This window comes from Brevibacillus fulvus (genome assembly GCF_016908525.1).
In the GTDB taxonomy this organism is placed as follows: Bacteria; Bacillota; Bacilli; order Brevibacillales; family Brevibacillaceae; genus Brevibacillus_G; species Brevibacillus_G fulvus.
On sequence record NZ_JAFBEB010000004.1, the window covers coordinates 40,080 to 56,673 of the forward strand.

Sequence of the window (16,594 nt, forward strand, 5' to 3'; positions counted from 1 at the left end):
CGTTACACCTCGATTTGAAAGTGGGATAGCGCTTTGCGAAGCACGCTGTCATTGTTGCGGTACCCTTTCTCCTGCTGGAGTTTCCAGGCGACTGCCGGCTCAACCCATTGCACGCCGTTTATCTCTTCGACCTGCACCGTCACTTCAGACGTGTAAGCTTCCATCAAATAAAAATGCACATCTTTGTCTACAATCTCACCGGTTACTGGATGATGATACTGATAATGGGTCGTTTCCAGTTGATCGACCAGCTTGCTGCGAATGCCCGTTTCCTCCAAGACCTCGCGAATCGCCGTTTCCTCAATGGTTTCGCCGATTTCCTGTTTTCCTTTCGGCAACGTCATTTTCCCGTAACGATCCTCGATCAGCAAAAAAAGCAGCCGATCTTCCTCCGTGACACGATAGACGACTCCCCCGGCCGAAATCTCTGTCATATCGCTTTTTCCTTTACCACGGGAACGGTGATGTTGTCCAGCACACGAACGAACGTACCCTGACAATATTCGGAGCCGGCCTGATCAATCCGAACTTTGCACAGTTTGCCGATCATCTCTTCATTGCCCGGGAAAACGACGTTCAGGTAATTGTCCGAGTAACCCATCAGCAGTCCGCTGTTCGGTGCATCCTTATACGGTCTTTCCGGAATGACTTCCAGCACATCGCCCACATATTGTTTGGCGTAGTCGAGCGTCAACTGTTCGTTCAATTCCAGCAACTTGCTTACCCGCTCATGTTTGATCTCTTCGGGGATCTGATCCTCCATCCGCGCCGCTGGCGTACCTGTGCGCATCGAATAAGGGAACACATGCAGTTCAGCGAAGCCGATCTTTTGAATGAAGTTATACGTGTTCATAAACTGCTCATCGGTCTCGCCCGGGAAGCCGACAATTACATCGGTCGTAATGGCCACGCCCGGCAATGCCTGACGAACTTTCACCATTTTTTCGTAAAACTCGGCGGTTGTATATTTGCGGCGCATCCGTTTCAGCACAGCATCGTCGCCAGCCTGCAGCGGCACATGCAAATGCCGGCAAACTTTATCAGAATGGTTGATTACTTCAATCACTTCATCGGTAATTTGACTTGCTTCAATCGAACTGATTCGAATCCGTTTCAAGCCTTCCACCTGATGCAGGTCAACGAGCAATTTGGCCAAGTTGTAATCTTCCAGATCTTCTCCGTAGCCGCCTGTATGGATACCGGTCAAGACAATCTCCAAATAACCGGCCTCGACGAGTTTTTTCGCTTGTTCGATCACGCTCTCCGGTTGGCGTGAACGCATCAAACCGCGCGCCCAGGGAATAATGCAAAACGTGCAGAAATTGTTGCAGCCCTCTTGGATTTTCAAGGAAGCTCGCGTCCGGTCGCTAAACGAAGGAACGTCCAGATCTTCAAATTCGCGCGCTTTCATGATGTTGCCGACTGCATTGATCGGCGTGCGCTCCTGACGGATTTGCTCCACATATTCGACCAATTTTTCCCGGCCTTGCGTTCCGACAATAATATCCACCCCGGGGATCTCCGCGATCTCATTCGGGGACGTTTGGGCATAACAGCCGGTAACCGCGATAATCGCATCAGGATTATGGCGGATCGCTCGTCTGATCACCTGCCGGCTTTTTTTATCACCTGTATTTGTAACCGTACATGTATTGATCACATATACGTCCGCTGAATCCGATTCGAAGTCAACTCGTTGGTACCCGTTATTTTTAAACAGCTGCCAGATCGCTTCCGTCTCATAACTGTTAACTTTGCAACCTAGCGTATGGAAAGCAACTGTAGACATTGCTCTTCCTCCTTTCATGGCAAGATCATTTATCTTTCAAAATGGTAGGATGCGGCCGACAACAAATATTGGCTGGCTGTTTCCGTGCGCAAAATGCGCGGACCGAACGTAACGGCCTGGAACCCTTTGCTTTCCGCCCACTCGACTTCTTGTTCGGTAAACCCGCCTTCCGGGCCGATCAAGACAAGCAAGGAATCGCCGGGAACCAGCGTATCCAACACTTCGCGCAGTTTCGCCTGCTCTTCCTTTTCATAGGCGATCACACAGCGCGTATATTGTGCGCCCGTCTCCAGCGCCTGCTTGAACGAAAGCTGCCCGCGTATTTGCGGCAAAACGCTGCGATGCGATTGTTCTGCCGCTTCCTTGACAATTTTCGTCCAGCGCTCCAGCTTTTTCGCTTCTTTCTTCGGTTCGAGCTTGACAATCGTACGCTCGGATGAAAACGGAAAAAAAGCGAACGCGCCCAATTCCGTCCCCTTTTGCAAAATCCATTCCATTTTATCGCCTTTTGGCAAGCCTTGCCCGATCGTAATCTGGACAGGAAGCTCTTTTTGCTCATCCAACCAAGTTTCAATCTGTGCCTGCACGGCGTTCGCCGAGCTTTGGCGCAGTCTGGCCAAGCAAGAGCGCCCCCGACCATCGCAGACGATGATTTGCTCTCCTGGTTTGAGGCGCATCACGTTTACGATATGGTGAACATCATCACCGGTGATCGTCACTTCCCGGTCGGAAATTTGGTGCGGCTCGACAAAGTACCTTTGCATCTATCTAACCCCACTATTCTACCTTTTTTTTGCGATGATTGCCACCCAATCCTCAATGTAAACTGTTTCTATCACTTCCAAGTTTGCTTGCTGCAACGCGCGTTTTACGTCATCTTCGCGTGCGCTGATAATACCGGAAGCGATAAATGTGCCATTGGGCTTCAGTACGCGAGCCACATCATCCGTAAAACGCACAATCACTTCTGCCAAAATATTGGCGACAACCAGTTCCACCGGTTCCTCGATGCCATCGAGCAGATTGTTCTGTCGCACGGTGATGTGTTCATCAACATGGTTGATCTCCGTATTGGTCTGCGCCGAACGAACGGCAACCTCGTCCAAATCCAGAGCCAGCACATGGGCTGCGCCCAGCTTTACGGCCGCGATGCTTAAAATCGCTGTTCCTGTGCCCACATCGTAAACGCGATCGCCGGGTTTTAAATACTTCTCCAAAGCCCGCAAACAAAGCACGGTTGTCGGGTGTGTTCCCGTTCCAAACGCCATGCCCGGGTCCATCTCGATCACGAGTTCATCTTCGCGCGGTGTATATTCTTCCCAGATCGGCTTGATCGTAATATGTTCGGAAACCGAAACCGGCTTATAATACTTTTTCCAAGCATGCGCCCACTCGTCCTCATGGACATCGGTCACCACGATTGCCGCTTTGCCCACATCCAGATCGTACGTGTGCAATTGATGCAACTGATTGCGGATAAAGTCGACCGTTTCCGTAATATTGACACTTTCGACCGGAAAGTACGCTTTCACAAAGACGCCTTCCGTGGGAAAATCGTCAGGGGAGAGCTGGTAGATCTCACCAAACGGCGTATCCCAATCCCGATACAGAACTTCCGGGTCCTCGATAACCACCCCGTTTGCTCCTGCCTCGTGCAGAATATTGGAAACCGCTTCGACCGCTTCTGCCGTTGTATGTATGCTGATTTCCGTCCAATTCATTACTCCCAACTCCCCAATGGAATATAGCAGGAAGCCGGCCTGTACCCGCTTTGGTCCCAGCCGGTTCCCACAGTCAATGATTATTACTCGCCACGAAACGCCCGTTTCATTTTTTCAAAGAAGCCTTCTTCGTCATTTTCATGCGGTGATCCGCCTGCCAAAGAAGCAAACTCCCGAAGAAGCTCTCTTTGCCGATCGGTCAGTTTGGTTGGCGTTACAATCCGCACTTTCACATGTTGATCGCCCCGCCCGTTGCCGCGCAAATAGGGAACTCCTTTTCCGCGCAACCGGAAGAACGTTCCTGTTTGCGTACCGGCGGGTATTTTTAGTTTTACCCGTTCTTCCACGGTTGGTATTTCAATTTCGTCGCCAAGCGCTGCCTGGGCAAAGTTGATCGGCACTTCACAATAAAGATCGTTGCCTTCGCGTTCAAAGAACTCGTCCGGTTTCACTCGCAACACAACATACAAATCCCCGGCCGGACCGCCGTTTACCCCTGGTTCTCCTTCACCGGACACACGCAGCTGCGCACCGTCGTCCACCCCGGCCGGAATGTTCAAATGGATCTTCCGGCGAATCTTCATCCGGCCGGTTCCACGACATTTGCTGCATTTCTCTCGAACCACTTTCCCTTTGCCTTCACACGTCTGACAGACTCGGCGGTTAACAATCCGCCCAAACGGCGTATTGGCCACCACTTCCTGCTGGCCGGTTCCGTTACAGGTTTTGCATGTATCCACCGGCGTTCCAGGCTTCGCTCCCGAACCATTGCACGTGTCGCAAGTCGCTTCGCGGGGAATTTCCACATCGGTTTCCTTGCCAAAGATCGCCTCTTTAAACTCAATCTGCATGCTGTATTGCAAATCGGAGCCTTTGCGCGGCGCATTCGGATTGGCTCGGCGTCCGCCGCCGAAAAACATGTCAAAAATGTCGCCGAACCCGCCCATGTTGCTTGTATCAAAACCGCCAAAGCCACCGCCGCCGAAGCCCTGATTCGGATCCTGGTGGCCGAAACGGTCGTATTGGGCTCTGCGTTGAGAATCGGACAACACATCGTACGCTTCTTTCACTTCCTTGAACTTCTCTTCCGCGTCTGGCGCCTTGTTTACGTCAGGGTGGTACTGGCGAGCTAATTTGCGGTACGCCTTCTTGATCTCGTCCGCACCGGCGTCCTTGCTGACCCCCAGAACCTCATAATAATCCCGTTTCATTGCATTGATCACTCCCGTTTCCAAGCCAGTCAAATGTTATCATAGCATGTGCCAGTCAATGCATCAATCAAGGTTGCCTGTTTTGTGGAGTTGACTTGAAAAAAAGTCAAAGCCAGCTTACCTTGACTTTGACTTTTTTGATCGCACTGTTTAGTTCGCATCCTTGATTGGAATCGATCGGCAGCCCATCGTCAGGCTCAATCTCATTCCTGCTTATTTCTTGTCTTCATCGACTACTTCATAATCTGCGTCGACGACATTATCTTTCGCGCTGCCGCCTTGTGCTCCCGCGGTTTCCGCTTGGCCTTGCGCTTGCGCAGCCTGAGCCGCTTGCTCATAAAGCTTGATCGAGATTTGTTGAACCACTTGCGACAATTCGTCTTTGGCCGCTTTGATCTCTTCGATGTTGCCGCCTTCCAGCGCTTGTTTCAACTTGTCTTTGGCGGCATTGGCTTTGTCAACCTCCGCCTGATCGACTTTGCCTTCGACCTCTTTCAACGTTTTTTCGGTGGTGAAGACGAGCTGGTCGGCTTCATTGCGGACTTCCACTTCTTCTTTCCGTTTTCTGTCCGCCTCTGCGTTCATTTCCGCTTCTTTTACCATCCGTTCGATTTCTTCATCGGACAAGCCCGAGTTAGAAGTAATCGTGATTCGTTGTTCTTTTCCGGTGCCCAAATCTTTGGCACGAACGTTTACAATCCCGTTGGCGTCAATGTCAAAGCTGACTTCGATTTGCGGAATTCCGCGCGGCGCCGGTGGAATATCGGTCAATTGGAAACGGCCCAAAGTCTTGTTGTCGGCTGCCATCGGACGTTCCCCTTGGAGAACATGGATCTCAACTGAAGTCTGATTGTCGGCTGCCGTGGAGAATACTTGCGATTTGCTGGTCGGGATGGTCGTATTCCGGTCAATCAATTTGGTGAACACGCCGCCCAAAGTTTCAATCCCGAGCGAAAGCGGGGTGACGTCCAGCAGAACGACATCTTTCACATCGCCGGTCAAGACGCCCGCTTGAACAGCCGCACCGAGCGCGACGACTTCGTCAGGGTTAACGCCTTTATGCGGTTCTTTGCCGATAAATTTTTTGATCGCTTCCTGCACAGCCGGAATCCGGGTAGACCCACCGACGAGAATGACACGGTCGATGTCGTTTGGCGTCAAGCCGGCGTCTTGCAACGCTTGGCGAGTTGGCCCCATCGTCCGTTCGACCAGGTTGGCAGACAGTTCTTCAAACTTCGCGCGCGTCAAATTCAATTCCAAGTGTTTCGGACCGGTTGCGTCCGCAGTGATAAACGGCAGCGAGATCGTGGTGGTCAAAACACCAGACAAGTCTTTTTTCGCTTTTTCCGCTGCATCTTTCAGCCGTTGCAAGGCCATCCGGTCTTTGGACAAGTCGATGCCATGCTCTTTCTTGAACTCACTTACGAGATAATCAATGATGACTTGGTCAAAATCGTCACCGCCCAAACGGTTGTCACCGGAGGTTGCTTTCACTTCAAAGAAGCCGTCAGACAGCTCCAAAATGGACACGTCAAACGTACCGCCGCCGAGGTCAAAGACGAGCACCGTCTGGTCTTCGCTCTTCTCAATACCATATGCCAGCGCAGCAGCAGTCGGTTCGTTGACGATCCGCAGCACTTCCAGACCGGCGATTTTCCCGGCATCCTTTGTCGCTTGACGCTGACTGTCGTTAAAATAGGCCGGAACGGTAATAACCGCCTGAGTCACCGGTTGACCCAGGTAAGCTTCCGCATCTGCCTTCAATTTTTGCAGAATCATTGCGGAGACTTCCTGCGGCGTGTAATCTTTTCCTTCCAATGTAACTTTATGGTCAGTTCCCATCCAGCGTTTAATCGAAATGACTGTATTGTCAGGGTTGGTAATCGCTTGACGTTTTGCCGCCTCACCGACAATCCGTTCACCATTTTTAAATGCGACAACAGAAGGTGTTGTCCGGTTTCCTTCCGCGTTGGCAATAACGATCGGCTCTCCGCCTTCCATTACAGCCACACAAGAGTTTGTTGTACCCAAGTCAATACCAATTACGCGACTCATTACGTAGTTCCTCCTTCAATATCTCTCATTCATGAAACGGCCTCGACACCAAAACAGGTCAAGCATTGACCTTAACCATAGCCGGCCGGATCACTCGATCTTTAAACTGATAGCCTTTCTGCAACTCTTCGACAATAGCCCCGGATGGGAGATTGGTGTCCTCGACCTGCATCACGGCTTGATGCAGATTGGGGTCAAATGGTTTCCCTGCCGTTTCAATCGGCGTCAAACCTTCTTTTTCAAACACTTGCACCATCTGGCGATAGACCATATTGACTCCTTGCAGCAACGATTCAACCGTGACCGTCTCTTTGTCGACGTTCAGGGCGCGCTCGAAGTTGTCGAGCGCTGGCAGCAGTTCCTCGATCACTTTCAAGGAAGCATATTTCTGCAAGTCTTCTTGTTCGCGCCGAACTCTTTTGCGCAAGTTTTCCATATCAGCCAGTGTCCGCAACATCCGGCTTTGGTGTTCCTCCGCCAAAGCTTTCCAATGCTCAACCGTCTCCTCGGGTTTCACCGCAGATGTCTGCTCGGCCGATTCAGCACTTGCCGCTTCAGTCGCTTCCTTGGCGGCTTCGTTGCCGGACTCCTGTTCTTGTTCGATTGGTGTTTTTTCGTCACTCAACATGCATTACCTCCTACAAAACAACTGCTCCGTTGCCCACAGATAACAGATGCTTCCATTCACTTTCTATTGTAGGCGGGAAAAACCCCGCGTCATACCGTGATAAATGCTACTGTTCATTCAGTATCTTGGACAAACCTTTCGCCAAGAAGTCCAACACCGAAATTACCTTGGAATACTCCATTCTGGTCGGACCGAGAATACCGATCATGCCAACCGGCTTTCCTTCCAGATAATACGAAGTGGTGATGACACTGCATTGTTTGATGGCTTCCAGGTGATTTTCCTGACCAATTCGAATTTGCATGCCTTGGGACGGGGAACCAAACAAACGGATGACTTTGTCGTTTTGCTCGAGCAGTTCCAAAATGTCCTTCACTTTCTCCACATCGCGAAATTCGGGCTGCTCCATGATTTTTGTTGCGCCCCGCAACAGCACTCTGTCGCTTTCATCCTTGCTGAAAGAATCTTCGATGACTTGCAGAATTTCCGCGTATTGCTCCATATTCCGCTGCATTTCACCGGCAATCTCCTGATAGAGCCGCTGTCTTAACTGCCAGAACGGCACATCGCGCAGCCTGCTGTTGAGCAAGTTGACCAGCTTCTCGATCTCCGAAGCCTGAATTCCCACAGGCAAGTCAAACAGCTTGTTTTCCACACGGCCGGTATGGGTGACCACTATCGCCACAGCTTGTGCTGCGTTCAGCGGGACGATTTGGATATGCTTCAAACGATGCTCGAAAATTTCCGGACCAAGCACAATCGACGTATAATTGGTCATTTGCGACAAGATGGCAGCCGTCGATTCAATCACTTGTTCGAAATGGTGGATACGGTCCGCAAACAATTTTTTCAGCTTTTCGACTTCCACTTGCGACAAAAATTGCGGTTGGATCAGGTTGTCTACATAAAAACGATATCCCTTGGTCGAAGGGATTCTTCCGGCGGACGTATGCGGCTGCTCCAAATAACCAAGCTCCTCCAGATCAGCCATTTCGTTGCGGATGGTGGCCGAACTAAAGCCAATATCTTCGCGCTTCGAAATCGTTCTGGAGCCGACAGGTTCGGCAGAATGGATATAATTATCGACAATCGCATTCAAGATCATTCGCTGACGGTCTGATAACATGCTGCTGTTCGCCCCCTGTTTGTTAGCACTCCTGCTGATTGAGTGCTAAATCATACTATAAAAGTAGCAGTAGAAGAAGTTTTTGTCAATGTTTTCAACGTGTTAAAGGATTTTAATCTCTGAGAAAACGAGCAAATACTTCATTGCCCAGCGGAAGACCTTTACGGGTCAAGCGCAAAAAGCCTTCTTCTTCAATCAACATCCCTTTTTCCTTTTCTTCCTGCACGATCGGGCCGAATTCCTCTTCCACCGAACGGCCATACCGTTTGGCAAACCGTTGCAAGTCAACGCCTTCCATCAGCCGCAAGCCCAGGATTAGTTCATCTTCCATCGCTCCGCTGTCACTGACCGCAAACTGTTCAACCCGCGGCAATCCTTTGTTGCACATCTGCATATAGATCGCCAGCGGCCCGGCATTGACGTGCCGCTGATGGTTTGCATAGCCGTGCGCTCCTGCTCCCAGACCATAGTATTCATTGTTGAGCCAATACGTTTTATTATGTCTGCTTTCCATTCCCGGTCGAGCAAAATTGCTGATTTCGTACTGCGGGTAACCGTGCTGTTCCATTTGATCGATCAGCATCATATACATGGCCAATTCCGCCTCTTCCGTCGGCAGCGGCAGCTGATCTTTTTGATAGAGGGTATGGAACAATGTATTTTCCTCGACTTTCAAGCTGTATGCCGAAAAATGCGTAGTCGGCATTTCAAACGCTTTTTGCAAAGTCTGCGCAAATATTTCTTCCGTTTGTTCGGGCAAACCAAACATCAGGTCGATGGAAATATTTTGGAATCCTGCGGCAATGGCGTTGTCGATGCTGCGGTATACATCATCCACATCGTGAATCCGCCCCAACCGTTTCAACAATCTGTTGTCAAACGATTGTACGCCAAAACTGAGTCGGTTAACTCCCTCGGCGCGCATGAGCGCCAGCTTGTCCCGATCGGTTGTTCCCGGATTCGCCTCCATCGTAAATTCCAGGTCCACAGTCAAATGCTTGTTCAGATGCTTATGAACGATCTGCAGAAAAGCGGCCATCTGCGCCTGATCCAAAAAGGTCGGCGTGCCGCCTCCAACGAAGATTGTTTTGACTTGCTCGGGCGGTTGTTCCGCAAACGTCAGCGCCATTTCCCGATCAAGCGCTTCCAGGTAGTCCCAGATCAGTTGCGGATTTTTGGTCACAAACGAATTAAAGTCGCAATAATAGCATTTATTTGTACAGAACGGGATATGAATATAGACGGATTGGGGAGCCATGTCACTCCCTCCTTTTTCGGTTAAGTTTCGCATAGAAAATCACGACCCGCCAGTTTCGTTGGCCAGGTCGTGATTTGGAGTTGTTTGCCAGCCGGTCCGCGGGATAGAGCAACCGGTCGTTTCCTACTTTTTGTCATCCATCCGCAGGACAGCCATGAACGCTTCTTGTGGAACTTCTACGGAGCCGACGGCTTTCATCCGCTTTTTCCCTTCTTTTTGCTTCTCCAGCAGCTTCCGTTTCCGGGTGATGTCCCCGCCATAGCATTTCGCCAAAACGTTTTTGCGCATCGCGCTGATCGTTTCGCGGGCAACAACCTTATTTCCGATAGCCGCCTGAATCGGTACTTCAAATTGCTGGCGCGGAATCAATTCTTTTAATTTTTCACAGATGACCTTGCCGCGTGCATAGGCATTGTCTTTGTGGACGATAAACGACAGCGCATCGACCACTTCGCCATTGAGCAAGATGTCCAGTTTGACCAGCTTGGACGGTTTGTAGCCGGCCAGTTCGTAGTCGAAAGAAGCGTAACCTTTTGTGCCCGATTTCAACAGGTCAAAGAAGTCATACACGATTTCGGAAAGCGGCATATCATATTTGAGCTGGACGCGATTTTCCCCGAGATATTGCATATCGAGGAAATCGCCGCGTTTTCCCTGGCACAGTTGCATGACGTCGCCCACATAATCTTTTGGGACCATAATCGTTGCGTTTACATATGGTTCTTCAATAAAGTCGATCTTTTGCACTTCCGGCATTTTGGAAGGGTTATCGATCTCGATCATTTCGCCGTTGGTCATCGTCACCCGGTAAATAACGCTCGGGGCAGTCGTAATCAGGTCAATGTTAAACTCCCGCTCGATCCGCTCCTGAATAATTTCCATATGCAGCAAACCGAGGAAGCCACAGCGGAAACCGAAGCCCAACGCTTGCGATGTTTCCGGTTCAAATTGCAATGAAGCATCGTTTAACTGCAATTTTTCCAAGGCATCGCGCAAATCGTTGTAATCGCTGGTGTCAATCGGGTATAGGCCGCAGAAAACCATTGGATTGATTTTGCGGTAACCCGGCAACGGCTCGGACGCCGGACGCGCCGCATCTGTGATCGTATCCCCAACCCGCGTGTCGCCAACCGTTTTGATCGACGCGGCAACATAGCCAACATCGCCGACAGTCAGCTCGTCGACCTGGGTTTGCCGAGGTGTGGATGTACCCACTTCCGTTACCTCAAACGTTTTGTTGGTCGCCATCATTTTGATCTTCATGCCTTTGCGCAGCGTGCCGTTGACAATTCGCACAGAAGCGATCACCCCGCGATAAGGGTCAAAATAGGAGTCGAAAATCAACGCTTGCAGCGGCGCATCCGGATCTCCTTCGGGCGCGGGCACTTTTTGCACAACCGCTTCCAGAATATCCTTGATGCCGATTCCCGCCTTGGCGGAAGCGAGACAAGCTTCGCTGGCATCCAGGCCGATCACATCTTCCACTTCTTGGCGGACGCGCTCCGGCTCGGCGCTGGGCAAGTCAATCTTGTTGATGACCGGGATAATCTCCAGATTATTGTCCAAAGCCAAATAGACATTGGCCAATGTTTGCGCTTCGATCCCCTGCGCGGCATCGACGACCAGCAGCGCACCCTCGCAGGCGGCGAGGCTGCGGGACACTTCATAAGTGAAATCGACGTGTCCAGGCGTATCGATCAAATGCAGAATATAGTCGTTTCCGTCATCCGCTTTATAATTCAACCGCACGGCATTCAGTTTGATCGTAATCCCGCGCTCTCGTTCCAAATCCATTGTATCTAGAAATTGCGCTTCCATTTCCCGCTCGGACAGGGCTCCCGTCAGTTCGAGAATCCGGTCGGCCAAGGTTGATTTTCCATGGTCAATGTGAGCGATAATGGAAAAGTTGCGAATTTTTTTCTGTCTTTCTCGACGATCCATTCGTTTGTTTCCCTCCCACGCAATCAGAAGTGCTTGCGCGATTAACATTTATATGAGAATCGATTGTAACCGTAAAAATTGCACTAAGATTGATTATAGCAAAGCATGATGGGAGTAGCAATAAGCAGGCTGTTCACCCATGCAACGCTGCGAGAGGATTCCGCCTCTTTCATGTCACGAATCAGCAAGCGAACGCCGATACGCTTTCTCATGAAATCGGGTAATGATCCGAAACAGCTGCTTGCCCTCCTTCGGCAGCGGATGGCGCTCATCAAAGTTTCGGTACATCGCCTGATAAGGTTCCGGCACCCAAATATATTTGTGTATATACGCTGTCAGGTGAAAACCGTTTGCTTCCCAGAAGCGGACGCGCCGTCGATTTTCCTCTGATGACTCTGCCTCCACTTCGACAATCATTCCTTTACAGCCTGGTAACGTACAAGCCCACCGCCCGATTTGTTCCAGCAAGAGATGGCCAAGGCCTCTGCCGCGCAGATCCTGGCGAATCGCCAAATAATCGACGACCAAGGCTCCTGCCTGCTCGTCCAATCCGCTCAAGGCCATTCCGACGATGTCCGCCCCTTGCCAAATCGTGTGCAGCTGGCACAGCCTTCTGGCAAACATCCGGCGAATGATCTCACGGCTTTTTCTGCCATCGGGAAACGCTTGTTCATAAATGGGCTCTGCCGCCAACCAGGCGGCCTCGTCCCACTGTACGGCAAGTTGATAGGTGATTTCGTCCACTGCGCCTCCTCCTTTCCTTCCGTCGGATCACCCGAACATGCGATCAAAATGTTGCTACCTTCTATTGTACCCTTTTGGGGGGAGCCGGCTTGGCAAAATTCGCATTCATCCAGAGATTATGATAGATTGTTAGGAAGTGAAAGGAGAGATCATAGATGATTCAGCTGGATCGCCTGGTTTATGCGACAACAAAGCCCGACGAAGTGGATTCGTTCCTGCGGCGGGAACGCGGTCTGTCTGTAGCTGCGACAGGCACATCTTTTCCCGGCGTAGCCACGCGGATCTATCCCCTTCCCGGCGGTGGCTTTTTGGAAGTGACGTCTATCGAAGATCAGTCGCAAATCGCTGCTTCCGAAGGCGGCAGCGCCCTGCAACAGTTTTTGGCAGAAAAAGGAGCTGGTTATTACTCGTTGATTTTGGAAACCGATCGCTTGGTGCACGTAAAGAAAACATTGAAAAGCAATTTTTATCCCACTTATGTGACAACTCCGCAAGAAGCGGTCGATCCGACAGGACAAACGATCCGCTTTCAAATGGTCGGCAGCGCTGCTCATTTGCCATGGTTCGTCCAATATAATCAACCGCGCGTCTCTCCCGAAAGCGAGCAAGAGCAGGGAGTGATTCTGTACAGCCCTTTCTGGCAAGCGGATACCAACCTCCTGGAGAAAATCTTCGGGCAAAAACCGGACCGCTCCTCCTCAGCCGTCAGTTTCCGCATGAGTAACGGATGCTTTCGCGTTGTCCAAGCAGCCGAAGAAAGTTTTGCCTATTTTGACAAAAACGGCATCTTGTTTCCGCCAAACTAACCAATCGGCTTACTCTCCGCATCCCGCAGCTTGCTCCCGTCCATAAAAAAGATGGAGTCGACAGCATTCACTGCCACTCCATCCTTCAGGGCGGACATGCGATCTCACTGTCCGTACATCAGCCAATAATTTTCAATTCTTTCGGAAACGTTGTCAACACTTCACAACCGTTGTCTGTGACCAGCACGTCATCCTCGATTCGTACGCCGCCCACTTCGGGAATATAAACACCCGGTTCGATCGTAAACACGTTTCCCGTTTTGGCGATATCTTGATTCTCCCCATGAACCGAGGGATACTCGTGTGTCTCCAGTCCCATTCCGTGACCGAGGCGATGGATAAAATATTCACCGTAGCCACGCTCGGCGATCGCTTCGCGCGCTTGCTGATCGATGCTGGCGAAAGTCACGCCGGGCTTTGTCGCGTCGATCCCCGCGCGATTGGCGGCCAATACCGCTTCATACATGGAAGCCATGCGCTGGGTGACGCGCCCAACCGCAAATGTCCGGGTAATATCGGAAATGTATCCATCCGCATAAACGCCCAAATCGAACAGCAAAAATTCGCCTTCCTTAATGGGGCGATGATCCGGCTTTCCGTGCGGCAACGCCGACTTTTCCCCGGCCAATACCATCGTCTCGAATGATGGCCCCTGGGCACCCAGCTTCTTCATTTGGTATTCCAGTTCGGCAACAATCTCAATCTCGGTTACGCCCACCTGTACTTTTTTCAGACCTTCGCGCAATACATCCTCGACCAGACGGATCGCATGCTTGATCCGTTGCACTTCCTCGCTTGTTTTGACCGAACGCATCTCCTGCAGCAGCGCTTCCATATCCAAAAAAACTTCCGCCCCGATTGCCGCCTTCAATTGTTCGTAACGATTGACGGTCAAGTGCCCTTTTTCGATACCGACCTGACGAAGCGATGAAGGCAACGTACTTTTTAGCACTTCGTACGGATTTTGGGTGTCGGTATGCGTGACAATTTTTTGCACGCTGGAAGCCTGACTGGCCGCCTGACGGTCCAATTCCGGCGTGATCAAGACAGGCTCATCGCCATGGGGAATGACCAGACCGAGAAATCGTTCATGCGGATCGGAGTTAAACCCGGTCAAATAATACACATGCCGTGGAGAGGTGATGATCACAGCATCCAGTTTCTGATGATCCATATATCGCTGAATTTGTTCAAGTCGATTGTTCAAGGGTTCCACCGCCATTCCTGTTCTTTACTGTGAGGATACCATTTTCCGATGGGAAATTGAAGAAAAAATAAAAGCCCGCGATCGGGTATATCCCCCGTGTTTCGAGCGGGCTTCCAGTTTTTGATGAGCTGTTTAATTTTTCATCCGCGGGTCGAGCGCATCGCGCAGACCGTCACCGATTAAGTTAAAGCCCAATACAGTCAACATGATCGACAGACCGGGGTAGATGACAGTCCACGGCGCTTTTTGGATATACTGGCGGGAATCTGCGAGCATTTTGCCCCATTCCGGCTCGGGCGCTTGTGCACCCAATCCAAGAAACCCGAGCGAAGCCGCTTCGATAATCGCCGTGGCAATACCCAACGTCCCTGTTACGATAATGGGCGCCAGACTGTTTGGCAAAATGTGCCGAAACAAGATTCGGGAATCTTTCATCCCAATCGCCCTTGCTGCCGTCACATATTCTTCTTCTTTGAGGCTTAATACTCGTGAGCGAACGAGCCGTCCATAGGTAGGAACGTTAATAATCGAGATGGCCAGCAACGCATTTTGCAAGGAAGGGCCCAGAATCGCCACGATCGCGATCGCCAGCAGGATGCTCGGAAAAGCGAGCATGATGTCAAATATGCGCGAAATCAGCATATCAATCCAACGACCGTAATAGCCTGCCAACAGCCCGAAAAATGTGCCGACAATAATCGAGCCGATGACGGAAAAGAAGCCAACCCACAGAGACAACTGCGCGCCATATACTACGCGGGTGAACACATCGCGGCCATTATAGTCCGTGCCAAACCAGTGTTCGGCGGATGGCGGCTTATTTTTATCCGTCAGCACCCCTTCATCGTATTTGTAATCCGTGATGAAAGGAGCAAGCAAAGCGATGGCAATGAAGAACAAAATGATGATAAACCCGATCACCGCCGCCTTGTTTTTCCGCAATACCTTCCATGCATCGCGCCAAGGCGAGGAAACCTTTTCTTTCGATTGAACTACTGTCTGGGTTTCAACTTGTGCCATATCGTAACCTCCCTCCTTCTAGCGATATTTAATACGTGGATCGATGAGGGCATACAGAAGATCGACCAGCAGATTGATCACGACGAAAATGGTGGCGATCACCAAAATCCCTGACTGAATGACCGGATAATCACGGTTGCCGATCGCCGTGTAAATATAGCGACCGATCCCCGGCCAGCCAAAAATCGTTTCGGTCAACACGGCTCCGCCCAGCAACAAACCGGTTTGCAATCCGATGATCGTCAGGATCGGAATAAAGGCGTTTTTCAAAGCGTGTTTGTAGACCACGAAAAATTGGCCCAAACCTTTGGCCCGCGCTGTGCGAATATAGTCCGAGCGCATCACTTCCAGCATGCTCGAACGGGTAATCCGCGCAATGATCGCCATCGGAATGGTTCCCAAGGCAATACCAGGCAGAATCAAGTGCGAGATTACGTCTTTCAGTTGATCCCAACGCCCGGCCAAAATTGTATCAATTATGTAAAATTGTGTAATTGCAGTTACCGGATCACGCGAGCTGTCACGGCCTACCGACGGGAGCCATTTTAATTCCTGCGCAAAAAACCACTGTTCCATCAACCCCAGCCAGAAGATCGGCATCGATACCCCGATTAAGGCAATGAGCATACAGATGTAGTCAAACCAGGAATTTTGTTTCCACGCGGAAATAATCCCCGCGTTTACCCCGATAAAAATCGCAAATATCATGCTGAATACGGTCAATTCCACAGTCGCCGCCAAATACGGCCCAATCTCCGAAGTGATTTCCGCTTTTGTATGCAAAGATACACCCAAATTGCCAGTTAAAATATCTTTAAGGAAGAGAAAATATTGCTCGTAAAGCGGCTTATTCAGCCCCAACACTTCGCGGAATTCTTCGACAGCTTTCGGACTTGCCTTTTCACCCAAGATCGTTAAAGCAGGATCGCCCGGGATGGCATGGATGATGGAAAACACGATGATGGACATTCCCAATAAAACGGGGATGAGCATGAGCACTCTTCGGATTGTATAGGATAACAATGCCATCTCCTCGCTTTCAAAAGATAAGATGCATGAGGAAAGGGTAAGAAGAGGGGAACTCCTCT

15 protein-coding genes are annotated in these 16,594 nt (G+C 50.6%); 1 reads left to right on the forward strand and 14 read right to left on the reverse strand.

The annotated features are described in order from the left end of the window. Positions 1-2 precede the first annotated feature (2 nt). The 11 genes from JOD01_RS07235 to JOD01_RS07285 all read right to left on the reverse strand — a co-directional run bounded on the left by JOD01_RS07235 (position 3) and on the right by JOD01_RS07285 (position 12,473). Positions 3-434 (reverse strand): NUDIX hydrolase, encoded by a 432-nt coding sequence (locus JOD01_RS07235; protein WP_204517599.1) that lies wholly within the window; start codon positions 432-434, stop codon positions 3-5. After that, positions 431-1,789 (reverse strand): tRNA (N(6)-L-threonylcarbamoyladenosine(37)-C(2))-methylthiotransferase MtaB, encoded by a 1,359-nt coding sequence (gene mtaB / locus JOD01_RS07240; protein ID WP_204517600.1) that lies wholly within the window; start codon positions 1,787-1,789, stop codon positions 431-433. The genes JOD01_RS07235 and mtaB overlap by 4 nt, the downstream gene beginning before the upstream one ends. Positions 1,790-1,818: 29 nt before the next feature. Beyond that, the gene (locus tag JOD01_RS07245) at positions 1,819-2,553 is read right to left on the reverse strand and encodes a 16S rRNA (uracil(1498)-N(3))-methyltransferase (RefSeq protein ID WP_204517601.1); all 735 of its coding nucleotides are present in this window, start codon (positions 2,551-2,553) and stop codon (positions 1,819-1,821) included. 18 nt (positions 2,554-2,571) lie between these two features. Further along, positions 2,572-3,510: a 50S ribosomal protein L11 methyltransferase gene (gene prmA, locus JOD01_RS07250; protein WP_204517602.1), complete on the reverse strand. Its 939-nt coding sequence runs from the start codon at positions 3,508-3,510 to the stop codon at positions 2,572-2,574. A gap of 83 nt (positions 3,511-3,593) precedes the next feature. After that, complete coding sequence (gene dnaJ / locus JOD01_RS07255) at positions 3,594-4,721, reverse strand: molecular chaperone DnaJ (protein ID WP_204517603.1); 1,128 nt, start codon at positions 4,719-4,721, stop codon at positions 3,594-3,596. 213 nt (positions 4,722-4,934) lie between these two features. Further along, on the reverse strand, positions 4,935-6,776 hold the full coding sequence (gene dnaK / locus JOD01_RS07260; protein WP_204517604.1) for a molecular chaperone DnaK: 1,842 nt from the start codon (positions 6,774-6,776) through the stop codon (positions 4,935-4,937). 58 nt (positions 6,777-6,834) lie between these two features. Next, entirely contained in the window at positions 6,835-7,401 is a 567-nt protein-coding gene (gene grpE, locus JOD01_RS07265) for a nucleotide exchange factor GrpE (protein WP_275581938.1), read from the reverse strand. Positions 7,402-7,510: 109 nt separating this feature from the next. Then, complete coding sequence (gene hrcA / locus JOD01_RS07270) at positions 7,511-8,530, reverse strand: heat-inducible transcriptional repressor HrcA (protein WP_204517606.1); 1,020 nt, start codon at positions 8,528-8,530, stop codon at positions 7,511-7,513. Positions 8,531-8,642: 112 nt separating this feature from the next. Then, positions 8,643-9,788, reverse strand: a complete 1,146-nt coding sequence (gene hemW, locus JOD01_RS07275; protein WP_204517607.1) for a radical SAM family heme chaperone HemW — start codon at positions 9,786-9,788, stop codon at positions 8,643-8,645. 123 nt (positions 9,789-9,911) lie between these two features. Further along, positions 9,912-11,729, reverse strand: coding sequence for a translation elongation factor 4 (gene lepA / locus JOD01_RS07280; RefSeq protein ID WP_204517608.1), 1,818 nt, complete (start codon positions 11,727-11,729; stop codon positions 9,912-9,914). A gap of 174 nt (positions 11,730-11,903) precedes the next feature. After that, complete coding sequence (locus JOD01_RS07285; protein WP_204517609.1) at positions 11,904-12,473, reverse strand: GNAT family N-acetyltransferase; 570 nt, start codon at positions 12,471-12,473, stop codon at positions 11,904-11,906. 155 nt (positions 12,474-12,628) lie between these two features. On the opposite strand from JOD01_RS07285, the gene JOD01_RS07290 reads away from it, so the two are divergent. After that, entirely contained in the window at positions 12,629-13,279 is a 651-nt protein-coding gene (locus tag JOD01_RS07290) for a VOC family protein (RefSeq protein ID WP_204517610.1), read from the forward strand. Between the two features lie 118 nt (positions 13,280-13,397). Here the strand turns inward: JOD01_RS07290 and JOD01_RS07295 are convergent, their stop codons facing one another. The 3 genes from JOD01_RS07295 to JOD01_RS07305 form a co-directional block, all read right to left on the reverse strand. Next, entirely contained in the window at positions 13,398-14,501 is a 1,104-nt protein-coding gene (locus tag JOD01_RS07295; protein WP_204517611.1) for a M24 family metallopeptidase, read from the reverse strand. A gap of 117 nt (positions 14,502-14,618) precedes the next feature. Then, positions 14,619-15,506, reverse strand: a complete 888-nt coding sequence (gene nikC, locus JOD01_RS07300; protein WP_204517612.1) for a nickel transporter permease — start codon at positions 15,504-15,506, stop codon at positions 14,619-14,621. A gap of 18 nt (positions 15,507-15,524) precedes the next feature. Further along, complete coding sequence (locus JOD01_RS07305) at positions 15,525-16,535, reverse strand: ABC transporter permease (RefSeq protein ID WP_204517613.1); 1,011 nt, start codon at positions 16,533-16,535, stop codon at positions 15,525-15,527. Positions 16,536-16,594 lie beyond the last annotated feature (59 nt).

Coding starts and splice junctions, on each gene's coding strand:
- JOD01_RS07235 (WP_204517599.1), bottom strand. CDS start 434: ATGACAGAGATTTCGGCCGGGGGAGTCGTCTATCGTGTCACGGAGGAA.
- mtaB (WP_204517600.1), bottom strand. CDS start 1,789: ATGTCTACAGTTGCTTTCCATACGCTAGGTTGCAAAGTTAACAGTTAT.
- JOD01_RS07245 (WP_204517601.1), bottom strand. CDS start 2,553: ATGCAAAGGTACTTTGTCGAGCCGCACCAAATTTCCGACCGGGAAGTG.
- prmA (WP_204517602.1), bottom strand. CDS start 3,510: ATGAATTGGACGGAAATCAGCATACATACAACGGCAGAAGCGGTCGAA.
- dnaJ (WP_204517603.1), bottom strand. CDS start 4,721: ATGAAACGGGATTATTATGAGGTTCTGGGGGTCAGCAAGGACGCCGGT.
- dnaK (WP_204517604.1), bottom strand. CDS start 6,776: ATGAGTCGCGTAATTGGTATTGACTTGGGTACAACAAACTCTTGTGTG.
- hrcA (WP_204517606.1), bottom strand. CDS start 8,530: ATGTTATCAGACCGTCAGCGAATGATCTTGAATGCGATTGTCGATAAT.
- hemW (WP_204517607.1), bottom strand. CDS start 9,788: ATGGCTCCCCAATCCGTCTATATTCATATCCCGTTCTGTACAAATAAA.
- lepA (WP_204517608.1), bottom strand. CDS start 11,729: ATGGATCGTCGAGAAAGACAGAAAAAAATTCGCAACTTTTCCATTATC.
- JOD01_RS07290 (WP_204517610.1), top strand. CDS start 12,629: ATGATTCAGCTGGATCGCCTGGTTTATGCGACAACAAAGCCCGACGAA.
- JOD01_RS07295 (WP_204517611.1), bottom strand. CDS start 14,501: ATGGCGGTGGAACCCTTGAACAATCGACTTGAACAAATTCAGCGATAT.
- nikC (WP_204517612.1), bottom strand. CDS start 15,506: ATGGCACAAGTTGAAACCCAGACAGTAGTTCAATCGAAAGAAAAGGTT.
- JOD01_RS07305 (WP_204517613.1), bottom strand. CDS start 16,535: ATGGCATTGTTATCCTATACAATCCGAAGAGTGCTCATGCTCATCCCC.